At 66.9% G+C, this 22,003-nt stretch carries 18 protein-coding genes and 1 riboswitch; of the genes, 9 read left to right on the top strand and 9 right to left on the bottom strand.

What is annotated here, in order from left to right; translation table 11 throughout:
• The first annotated feature begins 49 nt into the window (after positions 1 to 49).
• From ABQJ54_RS17620 to ABQJ54_RS17635, 4 genes are all read left to right on the top strand, one after another.
• Positions 50 to 256 (top strand): zinc-finger domain-containing protein, encoded by a 207-nt coding sequence (locus tag ABQJ54_RS17620; protein WP_367855626.1) that lies wholly within the window; start codon positions 50 to 52, stop codon positions 254 to 256.
• A 94-nt stretch (positions 257 to 350) separates the two neighbouring features.
• The gene (locus ABQJ54_RS17625; protein ID WP_367855682.1) at positions 351 to 1,478 is read left to right on the top strand and encodes a glycosyltransferase; all 1,128 of its coding nucleotides are present in this window, start codon (positions 351 to 353) and stop codon (positions 1,476 to 1,478) included.
• A 46-nt stretch (positions 1,479 to 1,524) separates the two neighbouring features.
• The gene (locus ABQJ54_RS17630; protein ID WP_367855627.1) at positions 1,525 to 2,871 is read left to right on the top strand and encodes an O-antigen ligase family protein; all 1,347 of its coding nucleotides are present in this window, start codon (positions 1,525 to 1,527) and stop codon (positions 2,869 to 2,871) included.
• Positions 2,861 to 3,616 (top strand): glycosyltransferase family 2 protein, encoded by a 756-nt coding sequence (locus ABQJ54_RS17635; protein ID WP_367855628.1) that lies wholly within the window; start codon positions 2,861 to 2,863, stop codon positions 3,614 to 3,616. The genes ABQJ54_RS17630 and ABQJ54_RS17635 overlap by 11 nt, the downstream gene beginning before the upstream one ends.
• 73 nt (positions 3,617 to 3,689) lie before the next feature.
• On the opposite strand, the gene ABQJ54_RS17640 is transcribed toward ABQJ54_RS17635, so the two are convergent.
• The 3 genes from ABQJ54_RS17640 to lpxL form a co-directional block, all read right to left on the bottom strand.
• Positions 3,690 to 4,772 (bottom strand): glycosyltransferase family 4 protein, encoded by a 1,083-nt coding sequence (locus ABQJ54_RS17640; protein ID WP_367855629.1) that lies wholly within the window; start codon positions 4,770 to 4,772, stop codon positions 3,690 to 3,692.
• Positions 4,769 to 5,488, bottom strand: coding sequence for a polysaccharide deacetylase family protein (locus tag ABQJ54_RS17645; protein WP_367855630.1), 720 nt, complete (start codon positions 5,486 to 5,488; stop codon positions 4,769 to 4,771). The genes ABQJ54_RS17640 and ABQJ54_RS17645 overlap by 4 nt, the downstream gene beginning before the upstream one ends.
• A 95-nt stretch (positions 5,489 to 5,583) precedes the next feature.
• Positions 5,584 to 6,519, bottom strand: a complete 936-nt coding sequence (gene lpxL / locus ABQJ54_RS17650) for an LpxL/LpxP family Kdo(2)-lipid IV(A) lauroyl/palmitoleoyl acyltransferase (RefSeq protein ID WP_367855631.1) — start codon at positions 6,517 to 6,519, stop codon at positions 5,584 to 5,586.
• A gap of 80 nt (positions 6,520 to 6,599) precedes the next feature.
• Here lpxL and waaA point away from each other — a divergent pair, with 80 nt between their 5' ends.
• Positions 6,600 to 7,874 (top strand): lipid IV(A) 3-deoxy-D-manno-octulosonic acid transferase, encoded by a 1,275-nt coding sequence (waaA, locus tag ABQJ54_RS17655; protein ID WP_367855632.1) that lies wholly within the window; start codon positions 6,600 to 6,602, stop codon positions 7,872 to 7,874.
• 65 nt (positions 7,875 to 7,939) lie between these two features.
• Here waaA and ABQJ54_RS17660 read toward each other — a convergent pair whose 3' ends face one another.
• Entirely contained in the window at positions 7,940 to 9,289 is a 1,350-nt protein-coding gene (locus tag ABQJ54_RS17660; protein WP_367855633.1) for a TolC family outer membrane protein, read from the bottom strand.
• A 35-nt stretch (positions 9,290 to 9,324) separates the two neighbouring features.
• The gene (locus ABQJ54_RS17665) at positions 9,325 to 9,984 is read right to left on the bottom strand and encodes a protein-L-isoaspartate O-methyltransferase family protein (protein WP_367855634.1); all 660 of its coding nucleotides are present in this window, start codon (positions 9,982 to 9,984) and stop codon (positions 9,325 to 9,327) included.
• Positions 9,985 to 10,224: 240 nt separating this feature from the next.
• On the opposite strand from ABQJ54_RS17665, the gene ABQJ54_RS17670 reads away from it, so the two are divergent.
• The 3 genes from ABQJ54_RS17670 (at position 10,225) to ABQJ54_RS17680 (ending at position 13,741) form a co-directional block, all read left to right on the top strand.
• Positions 10,225 to 10,875 carry a TetR/AcrR family transcriptional regulator gene (locus ABQJ54_RS17670; protein WP_367855635.1) on the top strand — a complete coding sequence of 217 codons (651 nt, stop codon included), beginning with the start codon at positions 10,225 to 10,227 and terminating at the stop codon, positions 10,873 to 10,875.
• A 47-nt stretch (positions 10,876 to 10,922) separates the two neighbouring features.
• Positions 10,923 to 11,019, top strand: a riboswitch (TPP riboswitch).
• Positions 11,020 to 11,126: 107 nt separating this feature from the next.
• Positions 11,127 to 13,004: a phosphomethylpyrimidine synthase ThiC gene (gene thiC, locus ABQJ54_RS17675; RefSeq protein WP_367855636.1), complete on the top strand. Its 1,878-nt coding sequence runs from the start codon at positions 11,127 to 11,129 to the stop codon at positions 13,002 to 13,004.
• Between the two features lie 119 nt (positions 13,005 to 13,123).
• Positions 13,124 to 13,741 (top strand): ferritin-like domain-containing protein, encoded by a 618-nt coding sequence (locus ABQJ54_RS17680; protein WP_367855637.1) that lies wholly within the window; start codon positions 13,124 to 13,126, stop codon positions 13,739 to 13,741.
• A gap of 143 nt (positions 13,742 to 13,884) precedes the next feature.
• Here the strand turns inward: ABQJ54_RS17680 and ABQJ54_RS17685 are convergent, their stop codons facing one another.
• A complete protein-coding gene (locus ABQJ54_RS17685) occupies positions 13,885 to 14,901 on the bottom strand; it encodes a zinc-binding alcohol dehydrogenase family protein (protein ID WP_367855638.1) in 1,017 nt (338 codons plus the stop codon).
• A 34-nt stretch (positions 14,902 to 14,935) separates the two neighbouring features.
• Positions 14,936 to 16,126, bottom strand: coding sequence for an MFS transporter (locus tag ABQJ54_RS17690; RefSeq protein WP_367855639.1), 1,191 nt, complete (start codon positions 16,124 to 16,126; stop codon positions 14,936 to 14,938).
• A gap of 101 nt (positions 16,127 to 16,227) precedes the next feature.
• On the opposite strand from ABQJ54_RS17690, the gene ABQJ54_RS17695 reads away from it, so the two are divergent.
• The gene (locus tag ABQJ54_RS17695; RefSeq protein ID WP_367855640.1) at positions 16,228 to 17,178 is read left to right on the top strand and encodes a LysR family transcriptional regulator; all 951 of its coding nucleotides are present in this window, start codon (positions 16,228 to 16,230) and stop codon (positions 17,176 to 17,178) included.
• Between the two features lie 13 nt (positions 17,179 to 17,191).
• Here ABQJ54_RS17695 and pdxR read toward each other — a convergent pair whose 3' ends face one another.
• Together pdxR and ABQJ54_RS17705 are read right to left on the bottom strand one after the other, a co-directional pair.
• Positions 17,192 to 18,673 carry a MocR-like pyridoxine biosynthesis transcription factor PdxR gene (pdxR, locus tag ABQJ54_RS17700; protein ID WP_367855641.1) on the bottom strand — a complete coding sequence of 494 codons (1,482 nt, stop codon included), beginning with the start codon at positions 18,671 to 18,673 and terminating at the stop codon, positions 17,192 to 17,194.
• Between the two features lie 156 nt (positions 18,674 to 18,829).
• Complete coding sequence (locus tag ABQJ54_RS17705; protein WP_367855642.1) at positions 18,830 to 21,985, bottom strand: TonB-dependent receptor plug domain-containing protein; 3,156 nt, start codon at positions 21,983 to 21,985, stop codon at positions 18,830 to 18,832.
• Positions 21,986 to 22,003 lie beyond the last annotated feature (18 nt).

Genomic DNA, 22,003 nt, shown 5'->3' on the forward strand with positions numbered 1-22,003 from the left:
GGCAGCCTGCTACCATTGGCAGCCTCGCATCCAGTCCGGAGCCATCCCCATGTCTGCCTCTGCCGCGGCTGTCGCGCCGATCCCGGCGAATGCCGAAAATCGTTATGAAGTGACGCGCGCCGACCTGCCGCTGTCCTGCCCGATGCCGGGGATGGCGCTGTGGAACTCGCACCCGAAGGTGTACCTGCCGATCGTCGACGACGGTGGCGAGTCGGTTTGTCCTTATTGCGGAGCACGTTACGTTCTGCGCGACTGATCCGGCCTGCCGTTCAGGGTGACGACGGCATTGTTCTTGCTTGGATTTCAGGATGAAACTCGTGCACCAGGATGCAGGCCCGCAGGCGGGAACCATGTCCGGCAGTGTCGATACCGCACCGCGACTGACCGTCGTCCAGCTGATCCCCGCGCTGCAGTCCGGCGGCGCGGAGCGTTCCGCGCTGGAGGTTGCCCGTGCGCTGGTGCAGGTCGGGCACCGCTCGGTGGTGATCTCGGCCGGCGGCCGGCTGGTGGAGCAGCTGGTGGCCGAGGGCAGCGAGCACATCACGCTGGACATCGGCCGCAAGTCGCTGGCCACCCTGCGGCGGCTCGGTGCCCTGCGCCGGCGCCTGCGCGAGCTCAAGCCCGACATCGTGCATGCGCGCTCGCGCCTGCCGGCATGGCTGGGCTGGTGGGCGCTGAAGGGCTTGAAGCCGCGGCCGCATTTCGTCACCACGGTGCACGGACTCAATTCGCCCGGCCGCTACAGTTCGATCCTGCTGCGCGGCGAGCGCGTGATCGTGGTCTCGCAGACCCTGCGCGACTACGTGCTGGGCCATTACCGCTGGCTGGAGCCGGGCCGGGTACGGGTGATTCCGCGCGGCATCGACCCCGCGGCCTTCCCCTACGGCCATCGCCCGGACGAGGCGTGGAAGCGGGCGTTCTTCGCTGAATATCCCGCGCTGGCCGGCGCGCCGCTGCTGACCCTGCCGGGTCGCGGCACCCGCCTCAAGGGGCATCATGACGCGATCGAGCTGCTGGCCGACCTGAAGCGTCGCGGCATCGACGCGCGGCTGCTGCTGCTGGGTGTGATCGAGGCAGGCCGCGAGGCGTACGTGGAAGAGCTGCGTGCGTTGATCCGCGAGCGCGGTGTGGAGGCGCAGGCAGTGCTGACACCGCCGCGCAGCGATGTGCGCGATGTCTATGCGATCTCCAGCCTGATCCTGCAACTGTCGAACAAGCCGGAATCCTTCGGTCGCACCGTGATCGAGGCTCTGTCGCTGTGCCGGCCGGTGCTGGGTTACGCGCATGGCGGCGTGGGTGAGCTGCTGGCCGAGCTGTATCCCGCCGGTCGCGTGCCGCCGGGCGACCGCGAGCGGCTGGTGGAGCGCGCCGCCGAACTGCTGCGCGTGGCGCCACCGATCCCGATGTTGCAGTCCTACCGGCTGGAGGACATGCAGCAGGCTGTGCTGGCGTTGTACGGGGATGTCGTGGCGGGCTGAGCCGCGCATCCCTAAAATGCGGGATCGTCGTCCTGCCGGTTCCCGCATGACCACCACGATCGATTCCCTCAAGGCCGCCCTGCGCTCGCCGCTGCTGCCGTTCTGGCTGGTGATCGCGCTGCTGCCGTTCGGGCGCAGCAGCGAGTTCGGCACCTTCCTCTGCCTGGTCGGGGTGATCCTGTTGTTCGTGCGCTCGCCGCAGGGCTGGCGCGAACAGCCTGGCGCGCGGCTGCTGCTGTGGCTGTTGGCGGCCTATATCGGCGCGGCCCTGGTCTCGGCTTTCGATTCGCTGGCGCCGGGCAAGAGCTGGAGCACGGTGGCCGCGCTGCTGCGCTATCTGCCACTGGGTCTGTACGCCTGTTTCGTGGTCCGCGGAGAGCGTCGTTTGCAGGCTTTGTACATGGCGGTGGCCTGCGTGCTGGCGTGGTGGGTGCTCGACGCGTGGACGCAGGCCCTCACCGGCTGGAGCCTGGGCGGACATGCCGAAGCCGAACGCATTTCCGGCATCTTCGGCGCGCGGAACCTCAAGCTCGGGCCCACGCTGGCGGTGCTGTCGCCGTTCGCGCTGTGGACGGCCCAGCGGCGCTGGGGCTGGCCGGGGCTGGTCGCAGCCTTTCTGCTGCTGCTGGGGCCGGTGTTGCTGGCCGGTTCGCGTGCGGCATGGTTGTGCTACGGGCTGGTGGCGCTGGCCTTTGCGTGGCGCGAGGCGCGCTCATGGCGCCGCTTCGTGCTGTACTGCGTGTTGGGGGCCATGGTGCTGGCGCTGGCCGGCGGCCTCGCGTGGCGTACCTCCACCCGTTTCGAGACGCGCATGGAGCGCACGCTGGATGCATTGCACGGCACGCATCGCGGCTTGGACGAGGCGCTGACCGGACGACTGGATATCTGGCACGACAGCCTGAAGATGATCGCCGCGCATCCGTTCAACGGCGTGGGCGTGCGCGCCTTCCGCTACGCCTACCCGCAGTTCGCGCCTGCGGACGACCACTTCATGGTGGCCGAGTCCTGCGGCGAGGGCGAGGGTGCCTGCCACGCGCACCAGATCGTGCTGGAGATCCTCACCGAGACCGGCGGCATCGGTCTTGCGCTATGGCTGGCCGCGGTAGTGCTGGCCTGGCGCAGCTGGCGACGCGTGGGTGCGGCGGCGCGCGAGCGGGCGTTCCCGGTCACGCTGGCGCTGGGCGCGATGCTGTTTCCGTTGAACACCCATCTGGCCTTCTACTCGGCGTGGTGGGGCTTGCTGTTCGCCTGGCTGCTGGGGCTGTGGTGCGCAAGTTTGTTTGTTGCCGGCGGCATAGCCGATGCCGGCCTCCCTGCCGGCAGAGCAGAGCCCGGCTTCCCTGCCGGACTCCTCAAAGAAGCACTTCCTGCGGAGCATTGCGATGGAGCGTGAGCCGCTGTCGGTGGTGGTGATCACCCTCAACAATGCGGCCACGCTGGATGCCTGCCTCTCTGGCGTGGATTGGGCCGACGAGATCGTGGTGCTGGATTCGGGTTCGACCGACGACACGCTGGCGATCGCGCAACGCCACGGCGCGCGCGTGGCCACGCATCCGTTCGACGAGTTCGGTCCGCAGAAGCAGCGCGCGATCGACATGGCCAGCCACGACTGGATCCTCAACCTCGATGCCGACGAGGTGCTTTCGCCGGCCAGCCGCGCGGTGATCGAGCGCGCGCTGACGCAACCGGGATACGCGGGCTTCCGCCTGCCGCGGCGCGAGCGCATGTTCTGGACCGTGCAGCACCCGTGGAGCTGGCGCAACGCGCACCTGCGCCTGTACGACCGCCGCCGCGGTCGCATGAACGACGTGGAAGTGCATTCGGCGATGGAAGTGGATGGCCCGGTGAAGACGCTGTGGCGTGCCGACTTCATCAACGACAGCGACCCCGACATCGCCAGCCGCATCGACCGCATCAACCGCTACAGCAGCGCACTGGTGGCGCACAAGCTGCGCCGTCGGCAGCGCTTCACCGGACTGCGCATGGTGGTCTATCCGCCCGTGTTCTTCCTGCGCCAATACCTCTTCAAGCGCTACTTCCTCAACGGCTGGGCCGGCTTCATCGCCAGCGTGGTCGGCGCCAACTACGTGTTCCTGAAGTACGCCAAGCTGCACGAGGCGCGGCGGCGGATACGTTGAGGAGTGCGGCCAAGGATGGCTGCCCGTGTGATTTTTGCGATCAGGGATGATCGCAAAGACCATGGCGGCGTGCTCAGTTCTGCAAGTCGCCCAGCTGGCGCACGAACTCGGCGGCGATCACCAACGTGCTGAAGTGCCGCAACGCGAAGTCGCGCGTGGCTGCAGCCATGGAGCGGCGCTTCGTATCGTTGCACAGCGAGAGGATGCCATCGCGCCAGGCCTCGGTGTCGCCGGGCGGCAACAGCAGGCCGGTGACGCCGGGCTGCAGGGTTTCCGGGATGCCGAAGGCATCGCTGCACAGCACCGGCACGTTGCAGGCCTGCGCCTCCACCGGCGTGCGGCCGAAGGCTTCCGTCGCGATCGAAGGGAAGGCCAGCATCGACAGCACGTTGTAGTACGGCGATGCGTCGGCAACCCAGCCGGGCTGGTGGTGGCGGGCGGGAAACGGCGAACTGGCGATGCTTTCGCGCAATTGCTGCGTATCGGTGCCGCTGCCCAGCCACAGGCAGTGCAGACGCGGCTCCTGCGCCATCGCTGCGTTGGCGGCGTCGAGCAGGGTGTAGATGCCCTTGCCGGCATGCAGGCGGCCAAAACAGCCCAGCACGATCGCGTTTTCGTCCAGCCCCAGCTGCTGCTGCAGCGTGGCGCGGCGCACCGGATCCGGTCGGCACAGTTCCATGTTCACCGGGTTGTACAGCACCTGTACGCGCCTGGCGGGCATGCCGTGCTCGATGCAGTCGCGGCGTGCGTATTGCGACACCGCAAAGAAGCGTTGCGCACAACGGGCCACCAGGCGCGCCGAGAGCCACTTCATCGGCTTGAGGCGATGGCGGAACAGCGCTACCGGGATGCCAAGCAGGCGACCGATCAGGATCAGCGGCCAGTATTCCTTGCCGAAATCGCCCACCAGCCAGTCCGGCTTCAGGCGGCGCGCGGCGGTGATGGTGGCGTGGTAGCCGCGCAGGTCGAACACGTTGCGGAAGCGGCCCGCATGCAGCTGCACCGTCGTGTCGGCCAGCGCCTGTGCCATGGGCGCGCCCAGGTGCACCACCGCCTCGACGGTATGGCCGGTGCCGGCCAGCGCCTGGGTCAGGGTGACGAAGTGGGTCTCTGCACCGCCATTCTCGCGGCTGGTGCCGATGAACAGGAATTTCATCCGTGGCGGTCCTCGTAGCCGGTGAGCGCACGCCAGGCGAACTGCGGCAGGATGTGGCTACGCGCCACCGCCACGCGCGGCAGCCGCCACAGGTCGCCGCCCGATCGCGCGCGGCCGCGTTGAACCGTGGTGGCCGCCGCGTAGCCGGCTTCCCGCGTGGCCGCGACCACGCGCTCGTCGTGGTCGCCGTAGGGGTAGCAGAACTGCGTCACCGGCGCGCCGAGCAGGTCTTCCAGCTCGGCCTTGTTGCCGGCGATCTCGTCGCGCAGTCGCGTGTCGTCGCACTGGCGGAGGCGGGGATGCGTGCGGGTGTGCGCGCCCACTTCCATACCGCCCGCGTGCCAGGCGCGCAGTTGTGCCGCGTCCATCATCGGCTTGCGCACGCCGAGCTTGGCATCGTCCCAGTCGTTGTAGCGGCCCAGCGCGCCGCTCACCGCGTAGCAGGTGGCGCTGAAGCCGTGGCGTTGCAGCACCGGCAGCGCGTTCGCCAGGTTGTCAGCGTAGCCGTCGTCCAGCGTGATCGCCACGATGCGGCCCTGGCGTTCGCCGCGCAGGTACGGCATCGCTGCGTCCATCGACAGGCCGGTGTAGCCGAGTCGACGCAACAGGGCCATCTGCCGAGCAAACGAACGCGGGTGCACATAGAGACTGCGCCAGCGTTTCAGCTCGCGCGGCACCGGTGCGATGTTGTGGTACATCAGGATGGGGATGGGCATGGCGCGCATGCTGCGAACGCCGCCTTTGCGCCAGCTTTCAGCGACGCTGGGCAAGTGCACCGGCTTGCAGCGCCGTTGAACAACCGTTCAGCGTGTCAGTACACGGGCGGCAGGCCGGGGGGGCGGGTCTTGAAGCGCTTGTGCACCCACAGGTACTGCTCGGGTGCCTCGCGCACCATCTGCTCGATGCAGGCGTTGATCCGTGCGGCGTCGTCCAGGGCGCCCGGTCCCGGGAAATCGTCCAGTGGCGCGCCGAGGCGCAGGGCATAACCCTTGCCATCGGGCAGGCGGCGGTGGAAGAACGGGATCACCGCCGCCCCGGACAGCCGCGCCAGATGATGGGTGGCAGTGATGGTGGCGGCAGGCACGCCGAAGAACGGCACGAACACATTGTCCTTGCTGCGCATGTCCTGGTCGGGCGCGTACCACAGCGTGCCGCCCGCGCGCAGGTATTTCACCGTGCCGCGGATGTCGTCCTTGTCGAACATCGCGTCGGCATAGCCGAGTCGGGCGCGCAGTACCACCCATTCGAACACCGCCGAATCCATCCTGCGGTACATGCCGGCGATGCGGATGCGTTGCGAGACCAGTCGCGCGCACAACTCAAGGTGCGAGAAGTGGCCGCCCACCAGCAGCACGCCGCGGCCCTGCGCACGGGCCGCTTCGAGATGCTCCAGCCCCTCGATGCTCACCGGTACGCGTTCGATGGCGCGATCCGAACCCAGCCAGCCCAGTGCGAACTCCATCAGCATCAGACCGATGTCGCGCAGGTGCGCGTCGACCAGCGCGGCCTGTGCCGGCGCGTCCAGCTCGGGAAAGCACAGCGCGATATTGGTCGCCGCCACTGGTCGCCGCGCGGACGGCACGCGTTGCACCAAGGCGCCCAGCGCACGGCCCAGCGCCATCAGTGCGCGATATGGCAGCAGCGCCACCAGCCGGATCATGCCCACGCCCAGCCACGCCAACCAGTGGCGTGGAGAGAGCAGGGAGCGGTGGAAGTCGGGGCGTGGGGTGCCGGGCATCCGCGGCATTGTAATGGACCTGTGCCATGGACGAGCCGGAGCCACATGCCGGCTCCCGTATACTCGGGCGCTGTTTCCGGAGCCCGCCGTTGCGTTATCTCTACACCCTCGCGATGTATCTGGTGACGCCGCTGATCGTGCTGCGACTGGCGCTGCGCGGTTTCCGCTCGCGGCCGTACTACTGGCGCTGGGCCGAGCGCTTCGGCTTCTTCAAGGCGCCGCCGGAGCTTTCCGGCAGCCTGTGGGTGCATGCGGTGTCGGTGGGCGAGGTGAACGCGGCCGAGCCGCTGATCAAGGCGCTCAAGCGCGACTATCCGGACGCGCCGCTGGTGGTGACCACGGTGACCCCCACCGGTACCGCGCGCGTGCAGCAGCTGTTCGGTGACAGCGTGTTCCACGTCTATCTGCCCTACGACCTGCCGTATGCGGTGAACCGCTTCCTCGCCGGGGTGCAGCCGCGGCTGGCGCTGATCGTGGAAACCGAGATCTGGCCGAACCTGTACTTCGCCTGCCGGCGCCGTGGCATCCCGCTGATGATCGTCAACGCGCGGCTGTCCGAGCGCTCGCTGCGCGGCTACCTGCCGCGGCCCTTGCGCGGGATGGTGCGCGCGGCGCTGGGTTGCGTGCGCCTGGTGGCCGCGCAGTCACGCGCCGATGCCGCGCGCTATCGCCTGATCGGCGCGCCGCCCGAGCGGATCATGGTCTGCGGCAACCTGAAGTACGACATGCCGGTACCGCAGGATGCACTGGAGACCGGTGCACGCCTGCGCGAACATTGGGGTGCGCGGCGGCCGGTGTGGATCGCGGCCAGCACCCACGAGGGCGAGGAGCAGGCCGTGCTGGAGGCGCACCTTTCGGTGCTCAAGCGCCTGCCCGATGCGCTGCTGCTGATCGCCCCGCGTCACCCGGAGCGCTTCCGGCCGGTGGAGCATGCCGTGCGCAGCCTGGGTTTCGCCACCGGCACCTATGGCGCCGACGGCATGCCTGGCCTGTCGAACCAGGTCTTCGTGATCGATGCGATGGGCCAGCTGATGCCGTTCTATGCCGCGGCGGGACTGGCCTTCGTGGGCGGCAGCCTGGTGCCGATCGGCGGCCACAACGTGCTGGAGCCGGCCGCTCTTTCCACGCCGGTGCTGGTGGGGCCGCACACCTTCAACTTCGAGGAGATCACCACCAGCCTGATCGAGCATGGCGGCGCGCTGCGTGTGGCGGACGGCGGATCACTGGGCGAGATGGTGCTGAGCCTGCTGCGCGACGGTGCACATCGGCGCGGGATGGGGCTGGCTGCGCAGCGGGTGTTCGAGCGCGAACGCGGCGCGGTGGGGCGCCTGATGCAGCTGATCGCCGCGCAATTGCAGGGGTGACGGCGTGCTGGAACGACGACGGCCGGGCATAGGCCCGGCCGTCGTCGTTCGTGCCCGTGGATGGCTTACTGCAGCAGGGCGTTGATCTCCTGCAGATCGTCGAGGCTGGCGGTGCCGGCGCTCTGCTTCAGCAGCAGGCGGTCCAGCACCAGCTGATGCCGCGCCTGCGAGTAGGTGCCTTCCGCCTGGGTCAGGGTCTGGATCGCCAGCAGCACGTTGATCATGGTCTGCGTGCCCACGTTGAAACCCGCGCGGGTGGCGTCCAGCGCCTTCTGCGCCGATTCCACCGCGGCCTTGCCCGACTGCACCTGGCTGATGCCGGCCAGCACCGAGCGGTAGTAGTTGAGCGTGCTCGCCTTCACCTGGCGGCGCTCGATTTCCATCGAGTCCTGCGCGGCGTCACGGTTGTAGATGGACTGGCGCACCTGCGAATGGACCAGCCCGCCGGAGAAGATCGGCACGTTGAGGGTGAGCCCCACCGTGGTCTGCGACGGCGTGTTGGAATGGATCGCCGCGTTCTCGTACCAGCTCGCGGTCTTGCCGTAGCTGACGTTGGCGGTGATCGTGGGCAGGTGGCCGGAACGCGCTGCGGTGACATTGGCATCGGCTGCCTGCACGTTCTGCTGTTGCGCGAGCAGGCTGGGGTTGTTGATCAGCGCCTGCTTGACCCAGGCATCCGGATCGGCCGGGTCGGGCGAATGCATCGGCAGCTCGTCGCGCAGTTTCTTCAGGTTGCCGGTGGGCTGGCCGGTGATCTGGCTCAGCGCCTCGCGGTCGTTGTCCAGGGTGTTTTGCGCGGCGATGGTCTGTGCCTTGGCCGCCTCGTAGTAGGACTTGGCCTGGAACTCCCCGGTGATCGCCGCGATGCCGACCTTGTACTGCTGCACGGCCTGGTCGTACTGCTCCTTGTAGGCATCCTCGTTGGCCTTGGCGTAGGTGAGCTGGTCCTCGTCGGTGAGCACGGTGAAGTACGCCGTGGCCACGCGCACGTAAAGGTCCTGCAGCGCGGCTTCGTAGGTTTCGTCCTGCGCGTTCGCCGAGGCATGCGCCGCCTTGAGGTTGGCGTACTTGCTGAAGTCGAACACGGTCTGGCTGAGGTTGGCGTTCAGGCTGCGCGTGCGGCTGTGGCCGAACGTGCTGCTGCTGATGAACTGGTTCGGGTCGTTCGGGTCTTGCACATAGCCATTGTTCCCGCCCGTGGTCTGGTTCAGCGACAGGCTGCCGCTGATCTGCGGCAGCAGCAACGCGCGCGCCTGGTTGACACCCTCGCCGGTAGCGAGGCGGGTGGCGTCGGCCTGGGCCAGCACCGGATCGTTGGCGCGCGCTTCGCGGTAGGCGTCGAGCAGGTCTTCGCCATGGCTGGGCAGCGAGACGGCGGCCAGGGTCAGTGCCAAGGTGAGCAGCTTCAAACGCATGGATTGCCTCGTGGGGTATCGGGACGGTGGGGCATTCAGAGCACGAAACGCGACGACGGCGCGGCGTGGGCGAGATAGGGCAGGTCGGTCTCGAACAGGCTTTCCTCACGGTAACGGCCCTCACCCTCGTGGGTGAGCAGCACCGCCTGCTGCGCGGGCGACTCACCGCGGATCATCAGCAGGCGACCGCCCGGCTTGAGCCAAGCCAGCCAGCGCGACGGCGTCTCGGCCACCGCGCCGGTGGCGACCACCGCGTCGAACAGGCCGTCCGGCTGCCAGCCGCGCACGGCTTCGCCGGTGTGGAGCCGCACGTTCGCCACACCGGCAGCCTGCAGGCGCTGGCCGGCGGTCGCGGTGAAGTCGGCATGGATGTCGACGCTGACCACTTCGGCCGACAGGCCGGCGAGGCAGGCGGTGAGGAAGCCCGAACCGGTGCCGATCTCCAGCACGCGATCACTCGCCAGCAGCTCGAGCGCCTGCAACATGCGACCTTCCAGCACCGGCTTCATCATCACTTCGCCGTGGCCCAGCGGCAGGCACAGGTCGGCGAAGGCAAGCTGGCGATGCTCGGGCGCCACGAAATCCTCGCGCCGCACGCGGCCGAGCATGTCCAGCACGCGGCCGTCCAGCACTTCCCATGGACGCACCTGGTTCTCGACCATGTTCGTCCGCGCCTGTTCGAAGTTCATCGCCATGTCTGCCAGGGTTCCGTGAGTGTCGAAAAAGACCTGAAAGGATAAGGGCTTGGCCTTGGCTCGACAATGACTAGACTGCGGCCCGCGCGGTGTGTCACGAAGTGCCGGAAGTCACCGCGATGCGCTGACGTAAGTCATGTCCCGCGGTATGTCCGCGGACACTTTCGCCGCCGCTTGGCTGGAAATAATTGAACCAGCGCGTATAATAAAGTCCGCATACCGTTTTGGGAAGGCTTCGACATGAGCAGCATCTCGCCGGTCAGATCGCAGGGGCCGGGACGACCGAAGGACCTCGAAAAACGCGCGGCGATCCTCGCCGCGGCCAAGGCGCTGTTCATCCGCAACGCCTTCGCCGGCACCAGCATGGACGCGATCGCCGCCGAGGCAGGCGTCTCCAAGCTCACCGTCTACAGCCATTTCGGCGACAAGGACAACCTGTTCCGCGAGGTGATCCGTGCGCGCATCGAGGACCTGCTGCCGGAAAACACCTACGACTACGACCCGCAGGCCCCCGTCGAACAGACCCTGCTGCGCGTGGCGCTGATCCATGCGCGGCTCGATTGCGACCCGGAAACTGTCGGCACCTTCCGCGCCATCCTCGGCGACTGCCGCCAGGGCAACCCGCGCTTCGGCCGGTTGCTGTGGGAGGAAGGCACCCTGCGCACGCACGGTCTGATGGAGCGCCTGCTGCAGCAGGCGGTCGACGCCGGCCAGCTCGCCATCGGCGACGTGCCGCGCGCCTGCGTGCAGTTCTTCGCATTGATCAAGGGCGACCTGTTCATGCGCCGCATGTTCGGCTGCGTGGACTGCGGCGAGAGCTATGCCGCCGAGATCGAGGCCACCGCCCGTGCCGGCGTGGCCACCTTCCTGCGCGCCTACGCGACGCCCTGAATACCTGCCGCACTCGCGGTGATCCCCGCTTCGTGCTTGAATAACCACTCCAGAAGCGGGGGTGCCGGCGCAACGGTCGGCTGAGAGAGTCCCTTCGAACCTGATCCGGTTAGCACCGGTGTAGGGAGCTTCGCCGCACGATGCTCCACCTGTCGTGCGTCCGGCGCCGTCGCTTCGTGCGCGAGTCCCTTCGCGAAGAACCGCACGTCCGTGTGCGGACTGTTCAAGAAAGCCACACCGGAACCCAGCCGATGAATGCCCAGCTCTCCGACCTCGCGCGCGCCGCGCAGGAACTCTCCGAAGCCGTGACCCGGCCGATTCCCGGGTCGCGCAAGATCCACGCAGCCGGCAGCCGCGCCGACCTGCGCGTGCCGCTGCGCGAAATCGCACAGGCCGACACGCCGGCGATGTTCGGCGTGGAGAAGAATCCTTCGATTACCGTCTACGACACCTCCGGCCCTTACACCGATCCGGATTACTCCGTGGATCTGGTCGCCGGCCTGCCGGCGCTGCGCGCGGTGTGGATCGCCGAGCGCGGCGACACCGAGGCACTGGACGGGCGCAGTTCCGAGTTCGGCCGCCGTCATGCGAATGCACCTGAACTGGCCGCGATCCGCTTCCCGCAGCTGCCCGTGCCGCGCCGCGCGAAGGCCGGCGCCAACGTCACCCAGATGCACTACGCGCGCAAAGGCATCGTAACGCCGGAGATGGAATACATCGCCATCCGCGAGAACCAGCGCATCGAGGCGCTGGGCGACAGTGCACTGCGCGTGCAGCATCCGGGGCAGTCGTTCGGCGCGGCGATCCCGCGCATCATCACGCCGGAATTCGTGCGCGACGAAGTGGCGCGCGGCCGCGCCATCATCCCCGCCAACATCAACCATCCGGAAAGCGAGCCGATGATCATCGGCCGCAACTTCCTCACCAAGATCAACGCGAATATCGGTAATTCCGCAGTCACTTCGTCGATCGCGGAAGAGGTCGAGAAGATGGTGTGGTCGATCCGCTGGGGCGGCGACACGGTGATGGACCTCTCCACCGGCAAGCACATCCACGAGACGCGCGAATGGATCCTGCGCAACTCGCCGGTGCCGATCGGCACGGTGCCGATCTACCAGGCGCTGGAGAAGGTCGGCGGCGTGGCCGAGGAGCTGACCTGGGAGCTGTTCCGCGACACCCTGATCGAGCAGGCCGAGCAGGGCGTGGATTACTTCACCATCCACGCCGGCGTACTGCTGCGTTTCGTGCCGCTCACCGCGAAGCGCGTCACCGGCATCGTCTCGCGCGGCGGCTCGATCATGGCGAAGTGGTGCCTGGCGCACCACAGGGAGAACTTCCTCTACACGCACTTCGAAGACATCTGCGAGATCATGAAGGCGTACGACGTATCCTTCAGCCTCGGCGACGGCCTGCGCCCCGGCTGCGTGGCCGACGCCAACGACGCCGCGCAGTTCGGCGAGCTGGACACGCTGGGCGAGCTGACGCAGATCGCGTGGAAGCACGACGTGCAGACCATGATCGAAGGCCCCGGCCATGTTCCGATGCAGCTGATCAAGGAGAACATGGACCGCCAGCTGGAGAAGTGCGGCGAGGCGCCGTTCTACACGCTGGGGCCGCTGACTACCGACATCGCGCCCGGCTACGACCACATCACCAGCGCGATCGGCGCGGCGATGATCGGCTGGTTCGGCACCGCGATGCTCTGCTACGTGACGCCGAAGGAGCACCTCGGCTTGCCGAACAAGCAGGACGTGCGCGACGGCATCATCGCCTACAAGATCGCCGCGCATGCGGCCGATCTCGCCAAGGGCCACCCGGGCGCGCAGGTGCGCGACAACGCGCTCAGCAAGGCGCGTTTCGAGTTCCGCTGGGAAGACCAGTTCAACCTCGGCCTCGATCCGGAAAAGGCCAAGGAATTCCACGACGAAACCCTGCCCAAGGACGCACACAAGAGCGCGCACTTCTGCTCGATGTGCGGCCCCAAGTTCTGCTCGATGAAGATCACCCAGGACGTGCGCGACTATGCCGCCGAGCACGGCACCGGCGAAGCCGAGGCGCTGGAGGAAGGCATGGCCGAGAAGGCCGCCGAGTTCCGCGCGCAGGGCGCCGAGGTGTATCGCAAGGCCTGATCGCGCGAGGGCTGGCGGAACCGACGGAGCCGGGTGATTCCTTCACCCGGCTTTTTCGTGCGTGCACCTAGGCTGGCGGGACTTTCGCGCGCCGCATCGATCCGGCAGGAGTCTCCACCATGTCCAAAGCCAAGCCCTTCGTCAGCGACATCGAGGCCATCCGCAAGCGCGCGCGCCAGGACATCGACAAGGGCGCGATGACCGCCGGCTACAAGGCCGACCGCGCCAGCGTGGTGAAGCTGCTCAACCACGCGCTGGCCACCGAGATCGTCTGCGTGCTGCGCTACAAGTACCACTACTACATGGCCTCGGGCATCCATTCGCAGGCGATCAAGCAGGAGTTCCTGCAGCATGCGAACGAGGAGCAGGGCCACGCAGACCTGATCGCCGAGCGCATCACCCAGCTCGACGGCAAGCCTGATTTCTCGCCCGAAGGGCTGGCCACGCGCAGCCATTCCGACTACGTGGAAGGCGAGGACATCGTCGACATGATCAAGGAGGACCTGGTGGCCGAGCGCATCGCCATCGACAGCTACCGCGAGATGATCGACTACGTGGGCAGCGCCGACCCCACCACCCGCCGCGTGCTGGAAAGCATCCTGGCGATGGAGGAGGAACACGCCGAGGACATGAACACCCTGCTGGAGCAGTTGGGCAAGAAGGGCGAGCCGGCCAAGCCGGCGCCCGTCCACGGCGGTCATGCGGGCGCGAAGAAAAACGGGCGCAAGCGCGGCTGAGATTCACCTGCGCTGTAGGAGCGCACCCTGTGCGCGAATGCTTTTGCCCCGATCGGCGCCAGAGCCGTTCGCGCACAGGGTGCGCTCCTACGCGCGAGCCATGCCCTGAGTGCCGATGGGTCCTGCGCCTGCCCGCAGCCGCTTCACCAGCCGGCCAGCACCAGCTTGCCGATGCTGGCGCCCGATTCCAGCCGGCGATGCGCCTCGCGCAGGTTGGCTGCGTTGATCGGATTCAGCGCCTCGTGCTGGATGCTCTTCAGTTCGCCGGTGTCGACCAGCTGCGCCACGCGTCCAAGGATGCGGCCCTGCTCGGCCATGTCCGGCGTCTTGAAGCGCGCTCGCGCGAACATGAATTCCCAATGGATGCCGATGCACTTGGCCTTGTACGGATCGCCGATATGCAACGCGCCCTTCGGTTCCACGATCAGGCCTACATGGCCCTGTGGCGCCAGCAGCGCGCCAAGATCGTCCCAGTAGCGGTCGGTGTCGGCGAGGTTGAGTGCGGCGTCGATCTGTTCGAAGCCCAGCGCGGCCAGTTGCGGCGCCAGCGGTTCACGGTGGTTGATGACATGCTGCGCGCCCATCGCGCGGCACCAGTCCATGGTCTCGGGACGCGAGGCGGTGGCGACCACGCTGAAGCCCGCGCGGCGCGCCAACTGGATCGCGATCGAGCCCACGCCACCCGCACCGGCGATCACCAGCAGCGACTTGCCATTGCCACCGTGCTCGCTGTCGAACGGCATGCGCTGGAACAGCAGCTCCCATGCGGTGATCGCCACCAGTGGCAGCGCGGCGGCTCCGGCGAAGTCCAGCGAATGTGGCATAGCCGCGGCGAGCCGCGCATCGACCAGCTGGAATTCGGCGTTGCTGCCTGGCCGGATGACGTCGCCGGCGTAGTACACGCGGTCGCCGGGCTTGAATCCCTGCACCCCGGCACCCGCGGCCTCGACCACGCCGGCCGCGTCGTAACCCAGCACCTTCGGCTGTGTTTCCACCTGCGGCTTGGGCGCGCGGATCTTGGTGTCGACCGGATTCACCGACACCGCTTCCACGCGCACCAGCAGGTCGTGCGCACCCGGCACGGGTTTCGACAATTCCACATCCACCAGTGATTCGGGGTCATCGATGGGCAGGTAGCGGGTGAGGGCGACGGCTTTCATGGCGTGGCTCCGTGGGAATGGGGGAAGGATAGGTTCATGCCTGTGTGCAGGGCGTGGCCGCCTGCGAAGCGCGATGGCCGCGCAGCGCCCAAGCCGCCAAGGCGATGCCGACGATGGTGGCCAAGGCCGCGATCCACGGCAGCGAGGTCAGGCCTGCGCCACGCGCCACCGCTTCGCTGCCCAGCCATGCACCCAGCGCGTTGGCGAGGTTGAACGCGCCGATGTTGAGGCTGGAGGCGAGGCTCGGGGCAGCGGAAGCGCGGCGCAGTATCCACATCTGCAGCGGCGCCACGGTGGCGAACATCGCCATGCCGAGCAGGCCGGTGGACAGCACCATGGTCCAGCGCATCTGCATGGCGAAGCCGAACACCAGCAGCACCACGGCGAGCGCGGCCAGCGTGCCGACCAGGGCGTTGGACAGGTTGCGGTCGGCGAACCTGCCGCCCAGTGGGTTGCCGATGGCCATGCCGAGGCCGAACACCAGCAGGATCGGCGACACCATCGCCTCGCCGAAGCCGGTGACGTGGGTGAGCAACGGCTGGATGAAGGTATAGACCACGAACACGCCGGCGAAGCCGAACACCGTGGTGGCAAGGCCGATCAGTACCGGCGCACCTGCGATGGCACGCAATTCCGTACCCAGCGATACCGGCGCAACCGCGTCGTGCGTGTTCGGCAACCATGCAGCCAGCGCCGCCATCGCCAGCACGCCGATGGCGGTGATCGCCCAGAACGCCGCATGCCAGCCGCAGTGCAGGCCCAGCCATGCGCATGCCGGCACGCCAACCAGCGTGGCCAGCGCGAGGCCGTTGAACATGGTGGCGATGGCCGAAGCCTTGCGCTGCTCCGGCACCAGCGAGATGGCCACCACCGAGCCCACGCCGAAGAAGCTGCCGTGTGCCAGCGATGCGAGCACGCGCGCAGCCATCAGCGCGGCGTAGCTGGTCGCCAATGCACAGGCGAGGTTGCCCAGGGTGAAGATGGCCATCAGCCCCAGCAGCACGACCTTGCGCGGCAGCTGGCGCGTGGCCAGCGTGATCGCGGGCGCGCCCACGAACACGCCGAAGGCATAGCCGGAGATCAACAGCCCTGCGCTGGCGATGCTCACGCCAAGGCTGGCGGATACCTGCTGCAGCAGGCCCATGATGATGAACTCGGTGGTGCCGATGCCGAAGGCGCCGATGGCCAGCGCGTACAGCGCCGGCGGTGTGCGGATGGGGGCCATGAGGATGATTCGGTGCGATGGAATGCGTCCAGCCTAGGCACTTGCACTGTCAGTAGAAACCACCAAGATGGCTATTCATTTTCAACATTTCATTGAAAATCATGGATCGTCTCGACGACCTCGCCCTGTTCCTGCGCGTGCTGGACCAGGGCTCGATCAGCGCCGCGGCGCGCAGCCTCGATCTTTCGGTGGCGGCGGCCAGCCAACGCCTGCAGCGACTGGAGCGCGGACTGGGCGTGCGGCTGTTGCAGCGGACCACGCGCCGCCTGCATCCCACGCCGGAGGGCCGCCTGCTGGCCGAGCAGGGGCGCGCGCTGGTGGAGGATCTGGACGCGCTGACCGCCGGCCTGCGCCAGAGCGCAGGCGACGTGGCCGGCACGCTGCGCGTGACCATGTCAGCCGCGTTTGCCCGCGAATACATCTCGGCGCTGCTGCCTGAATTCCTGGCGCGCCACCCGAAGCTGCGCCTGTTCGCCCACCTCAGCGACGAGATGGTGGACGTGGTGGGTGCCGGTTACGACCTTGCCATCCGCATCGGTGCCTTGAACGATTCCAGCCTCGTCGCGCGCAAGCTGGCCGCGAACCGGCGCGTGCTGTGTGCTTCGCCGGATTATCTGCGCCGGCACGGCCGCCCGCGCACGCTCGCCGACCTGGCGCGGCACGAATGCGTGTTGCTGTCCGGCCAGGACGTGTGGCGTTTCACCGATCGCCGCGGGCACGGGCATGCAGTGCGCGTGCAGGGGCGTTTCGAGACCACGCTGGGCGAAGCGGTGCGCGATGCGGCGCTGGCCGGGCAGGGCATCGCCGTGCATTCGCTGTGGCACGTGCACGAGGCGCTGGCCGCGGGCCGGCTGGAAGTGGTGCTGCCGGAATACATGCTGCCCGAAAGCGGTATCTGGGCAGTGACGCCACAGCGCCGGCTGGTGCCGCCGCGCGTGCGCGCCTTCGTGGATTTCCTGGTCGAGAAGCTGGGCGATCCGCCGCCGTGGGAACGCGGTGTGACCGGCGGTGCAGTCTCCGTGAAACGCAAGCCGCAAAAGCGCAGCGGGTGACGGCGCCCGGTTGTCAGGACACGGCGAGTCTTGCAGCAACGCGCCAATGCGTGGCCGAAGTCGCCTGCCAATCTGCTTCGTCCAGGCAGCGGGCGAACAGTTGCGCGGCTTCGCGCAGCGCCGTCACCGATAGGCGCGCATAGCCGAACATCAGGCCGGGCCTGGGGGGCGGCTGCTGGTAATGCATGGCCAGTGGATGCAGGCCAAGGCCATGCGCGCGGGCGCGGGCGATCAACGCCTCGGTGCCGGCGTGGTCGCAATCGCGCAACCAGACCAGCACGTACATGCCCGCGGGCGCGTCGACGATTTCCACGCGATCCCCGGCATGTTGCCGCAGGGCTTCGACCAGCGTTGTGTAGCGGGCCTTCAGTTCCCTGCGGGCAAGGCGCAGGTGGCGTTCAAAACCACCGCTCTCCATGAAGTGTGCCAACGCCGCCTGTTCGATCTCTGGGCAGGCGAAATCGTTGAGGTATTTCGCGGTGACGAGGTCGCGGCGCAATGCCGTCGGCAGCACCATGTAGCCCAGTCGCAGCGCGCCGAACAGGGTCTTGGAGAAGGTGCCGACGTAGATCACGCGATCGCCCTCGTCGAGCGAACGCAGCGCTGCCAGCGGTTGCGTGTCGAAGCGGAACTCGCCGTCGAAGTCGTCTTCCAGGATCCAGCAGCGGTTCTCCGCCGCGTATCTCAGCAGTTCCAGCCGGCGTGGCAGCGACATCGTGGCGCCGCTGGGGAACTGGTGCGATGGCGTCACGCAGATCAGCCGCGGCGCGACCGCCGGCAATTCGTCGCAAACCAATCCTTCGCCGTCGGTGCGCACGGCATGCAGTTGTGCACCGTGCGCAAGCAGCGCCTGGCGTACGCCGAAATAGTGGGGCTCTTCCAGTACGGCACTGTCGCCTTCGTCCAGCAGCACGCGTGCGGTCAGCGAGAACGCCTGCTGCGTGCCATTGACGACCAGGATATCCTCCGGCGCGGCCACCACGCCGCGTCGACGCACCAGGTAATCGCAGATCTGCTGGCGCAGGCCCAGCAGGCCCTGCGGGCTGGTTTCCTCCAGGTTGATGTGGGTGGCCGCACGCGCCAGTTCGCGCCCCCAGATGCCGTTCAGGGCAGGATTCACCAGCGGGTTGCAGTACTGCAGGTTGTAGCGCTTGTCGTAGTGCTGCTGTGCTGGCCGCAAATCGTCGATGTGCCGTATGCGGCGTGCGTAACGCGAAGGTGGTGTGATTGCCTGGCGCGGGAGCGTGGCCACGGGGGCCAGGTGCAGCGCTGACACGTAACTGCCGGCACCGGCGCGGCCCTGGATGAAGCCTTCGGCACGCAGACGTTCGTAGGCGGCCAGCACGGTGGTGCGGGACATTTCCAGTTCCTGTGCGAGCAGGCGAGTGGGCGGCAGGCGGGCTCCCGCTGCGAGGCGGCCGTCGAGGATCGCCCGCTTCAGTGCGCGGATGAGCTGCGTGTAATGCGGGCCCTTGCCGTCGAGTTCGAGGAACATGGCTGTCTTCCCGGGCGTTCGGTCGCGGACGTGGGATCGTTTGCGGGAGTATGCGCCGGTTTGGCAGGTGCTTCCAAAGCGCCTGGAGCAATGCAGGTCATGCGGTTTGCCGCCGCACTGGCGCGAGGCGGCAAACTGCGTTTCTGCGCGGCTGCATCACCAGTCGTAGGTGATGCCGAACGATACGTAGCGCGGGTTCTCCAGGCTGAACGGCAGCAGGTACCCGGGGTTATAGGAGCCCGCATTGCTGCCGTTGTTGTACTGACCGTAGAACTGCGTGACGTTCTGCTCGTTGAACACGTTGTGCACCTGCAACTGGAAGTCCAGCTTGTGCTGGGCCCAGGCAGGGCGATAGTCCACCTGCAGGTTCAACTGGTGCGTCCACGGCGTGAAGCCGGTGGAGCCGGGTGGCGTCGGCATGCCATTGCACCAGTGGTACGACGAGCCGTATGGCGAGCCGATGGCAGCCGGCGGATCGGACTGCTGGGGGCCGAAGAGACCCAGACAGGAAATCGGCGTGCCCGAGGCGATGCGGTAGGTACCGCCGACGCTCCATTCGGGCGTGATCGCGTACGAGCCGTAGAGCCTCAACTGATGCTTCTGGTCATTGGGCTGGTCTCCATTGGCGTACTGCATGATCTGCCAGAAATCCCACTGCTCGGTGATCGACTGCGAGCTGCCGCCCTGGCCGATGCTGGACTGCACCGGGCCCTCGGTATCGCCGTAGCTGCGCGAGAACACGTAGTCGACCTTGCCGAACCACTTGCCGTCGAACGGATGCTCCAGATAGAGCTCCAGCGAATAGTAATTGCGCTTGACCTTCGGAAAGCCGAGCGCTGCGTTCGACAGGGTTACCTTGCTGTAGCCGCCACTGCCGTTCGGGATCGTTATGGTGTTGGCGGCACCCGGATTGATCAGGATGCTGCCGAGGATGTCGCTCGGGTCGATGGTGACGCCCTGGGCCGCCGCCGCCGCTTCGATGATGTTGGCCTCGTAACTGCCGAAAGTGTCATCGATAGCACGACCAAGCTTGTTGACCGTGCCGGTGACGCCGTACACCCATGCCGGGTCGATCTGTTGCTGCATGCCCAGGACGAACTGATCCTGATACTCCGCCTTGAGGTTCTGGGCCGATACCAGCCTGGGATCGATCGGCGTTCCGTTTTCGCCGTTGACGTAGCTCACACCATTCGGCAGGTTCGTCGCGATCGGGGTCGGATTGATCGGCAGACCGGAACCGGTGATGCCCGAGTAGTTGTAGTACTGCTCCGTGTACGTCGGGGCGGAGGCCTCACGCAAGGCCACAGAAGTGGGCATGGCCAGGTAGTAGCGACCGGCGTTGCCGAACACCTTCATGGTGGAGTCGCCGAACACGTCCCAGCTGAAGCCGATGCGCGGCGCCCACTGTGGCTTGGTCAGGCGCAGATACGGTGCGCCCACCGAGTTGTAGTTGGTGAACTGGTCGTTGCGCAGGCCGAGGTTCAGCAGGAAGTTGGGCGTGACTTGCCAGTTGTCCTGGATGTACTGCGCACGTTGCGTCACCTGCACCGTCGCGCTTGTGGTGAATATGTACTTGTACGCATAGCAGCCGACCGGCTTGCCGCCAACGGTGCACGGCGAGCCCGCTCCCACATAGGCACCCGAGCCGCCCGGCGTCCCGATGATGTAGGCATCGGCCGAGCCGGTTTGGCCGTAGAACCAGGCGTAGCCTGGCCCGGTCATCGCAGTGCCATCGTCCTTGTCGATATCGGTGTCATTGTCGATACCGAACTGGATGTCGTGATCACCCAACTTCCAGTCGAGATCGAGGCGAAGGTTGCGCACCTCCGACTTGTGCTGCGGGTTGGCAATGCCGGTGTTGAGATTCTGGCTGTGTACCGGGCCATTGGGGGTGTACGCCGGATTCTCCAGCGAGATAAGGCCAATATACGGCGCCGTCGGATCGTAGCCCGGATATGCGGGCTGGGCGGTGTAGTACGAACCATCCATCTTGCCGAACATCAGGTTCAGCGTCAGGTTGTCGGTGATGTACGAGGTGTACTTGCCGATCCAGATCTTGAAGGCGTTCTTGGTACGCTGACCAAGGCTCTGGAAAGCGCCTGTCGTTTTCGTATTGTTGTCGTAGGCGTAGTACTCGCCGGGGTCGTATTCCGCCGCGTTGTAGATGCCCGTCAACGACAGGATATTGCTGGAGTTGATGTTCCAGTCCAGCTTGCCGTAGAACTTGGGGTTGCTGTCCTTGTAGTAGTACATGTTGCCGTCATTGACGTTACCCATCGTCTGGCCCTGTGTCTTGTCGGACTCGGCCGACAGGAACATGAACAGCGTGTCCTTGATCAGCGGGCCGCCGACGTAGGCGTCGTAGACCGTGTTCCAGCTGTTGTCGCGCTGGTTGTAGGACTCGAGATTGCCGTACTCTTCGCCGGGCTGGATGCTCAGCGGATTGTTCCAGTAGACGTTGTCGGCGCTGCTGCGCGCGAACGTCGGTTGCCACAGCACCTGACCGCCGAAGTGCCAGTCGTTGGTGCCGCTCTTGCCCACCTGGCTGATCACGCCGCCGGCCGAGCGGCCGTACTGGGCGCCGTAACCGCTGGTCAGCGTCTGCTGCTGGTCGATCGAGCCGTAGGGCAGCGTGATGCCACCGGTGTTGCTGAGCGGGTCGGTGGTGTTGAAGCCGTTGATGTAGTACGCGTTCTCGACGATGGATGAACCACCGAACGAGACCACTGGTTCACCGGTGGGGCCGCCGCCCAGCATGGACGCACCCGAGATGGTGCCCGGGGCCAGCAGGGCGATGGCCGCCGCATTGCGCGCCAGCGGCAACTGCGCCAATTGCTGCGAGGTGATGGTGAGATTCTGGTTGGTCGAGGTCACATCGATCGCGGGCAGCGCGTTCGCCGTCACGGACACCGTGCCCAGCGTGCTGGTGTCTTTGCCGCCTGGCTGCACGAAGTCGGCTTCCGACGCGCCGCCAGCAACAGGATTGACGTTGTTGTGCGATTGCACCACGGCACCGTTCTGGATCAGGTTGACCGTGTAGTCGCCGACCGGCACGGTCAGCGAGTAATGACCGGTATTGTCGACCGGCACGGTGCGGTTGAAACCCGCGCCGCCGGTGACCTGCACGGTGGCGCCGGACGAGGGCGCGCTGCCGAAGATGGTGCCGGTGGTGGCCTGCGCATGCGCGGGCACCAGTGCGGACAGGCCGTACAGACCCAGCACGGTGGCGATGGCCGCACTCAGCGTCGAACGCGGCACGATGCGGCGGGCAGAATGCCGATCGAATGGTTTGACATGGCTGTTGCTGGACATGCGGTTCCCCTCCGGGAT

This window comes from Rhodanobacter lycopersici (assembly GCF_040812335.1).
In the GTDB taxonomy this organism is placed as follows: domain Bacteria; phylum Pseudomonadota; class Gammaproteobacteria; order Xanthomonadales; family Rhodanobacteraceae; genus Rhodanobacter_A; species Rhodanobacter_A lycopersici.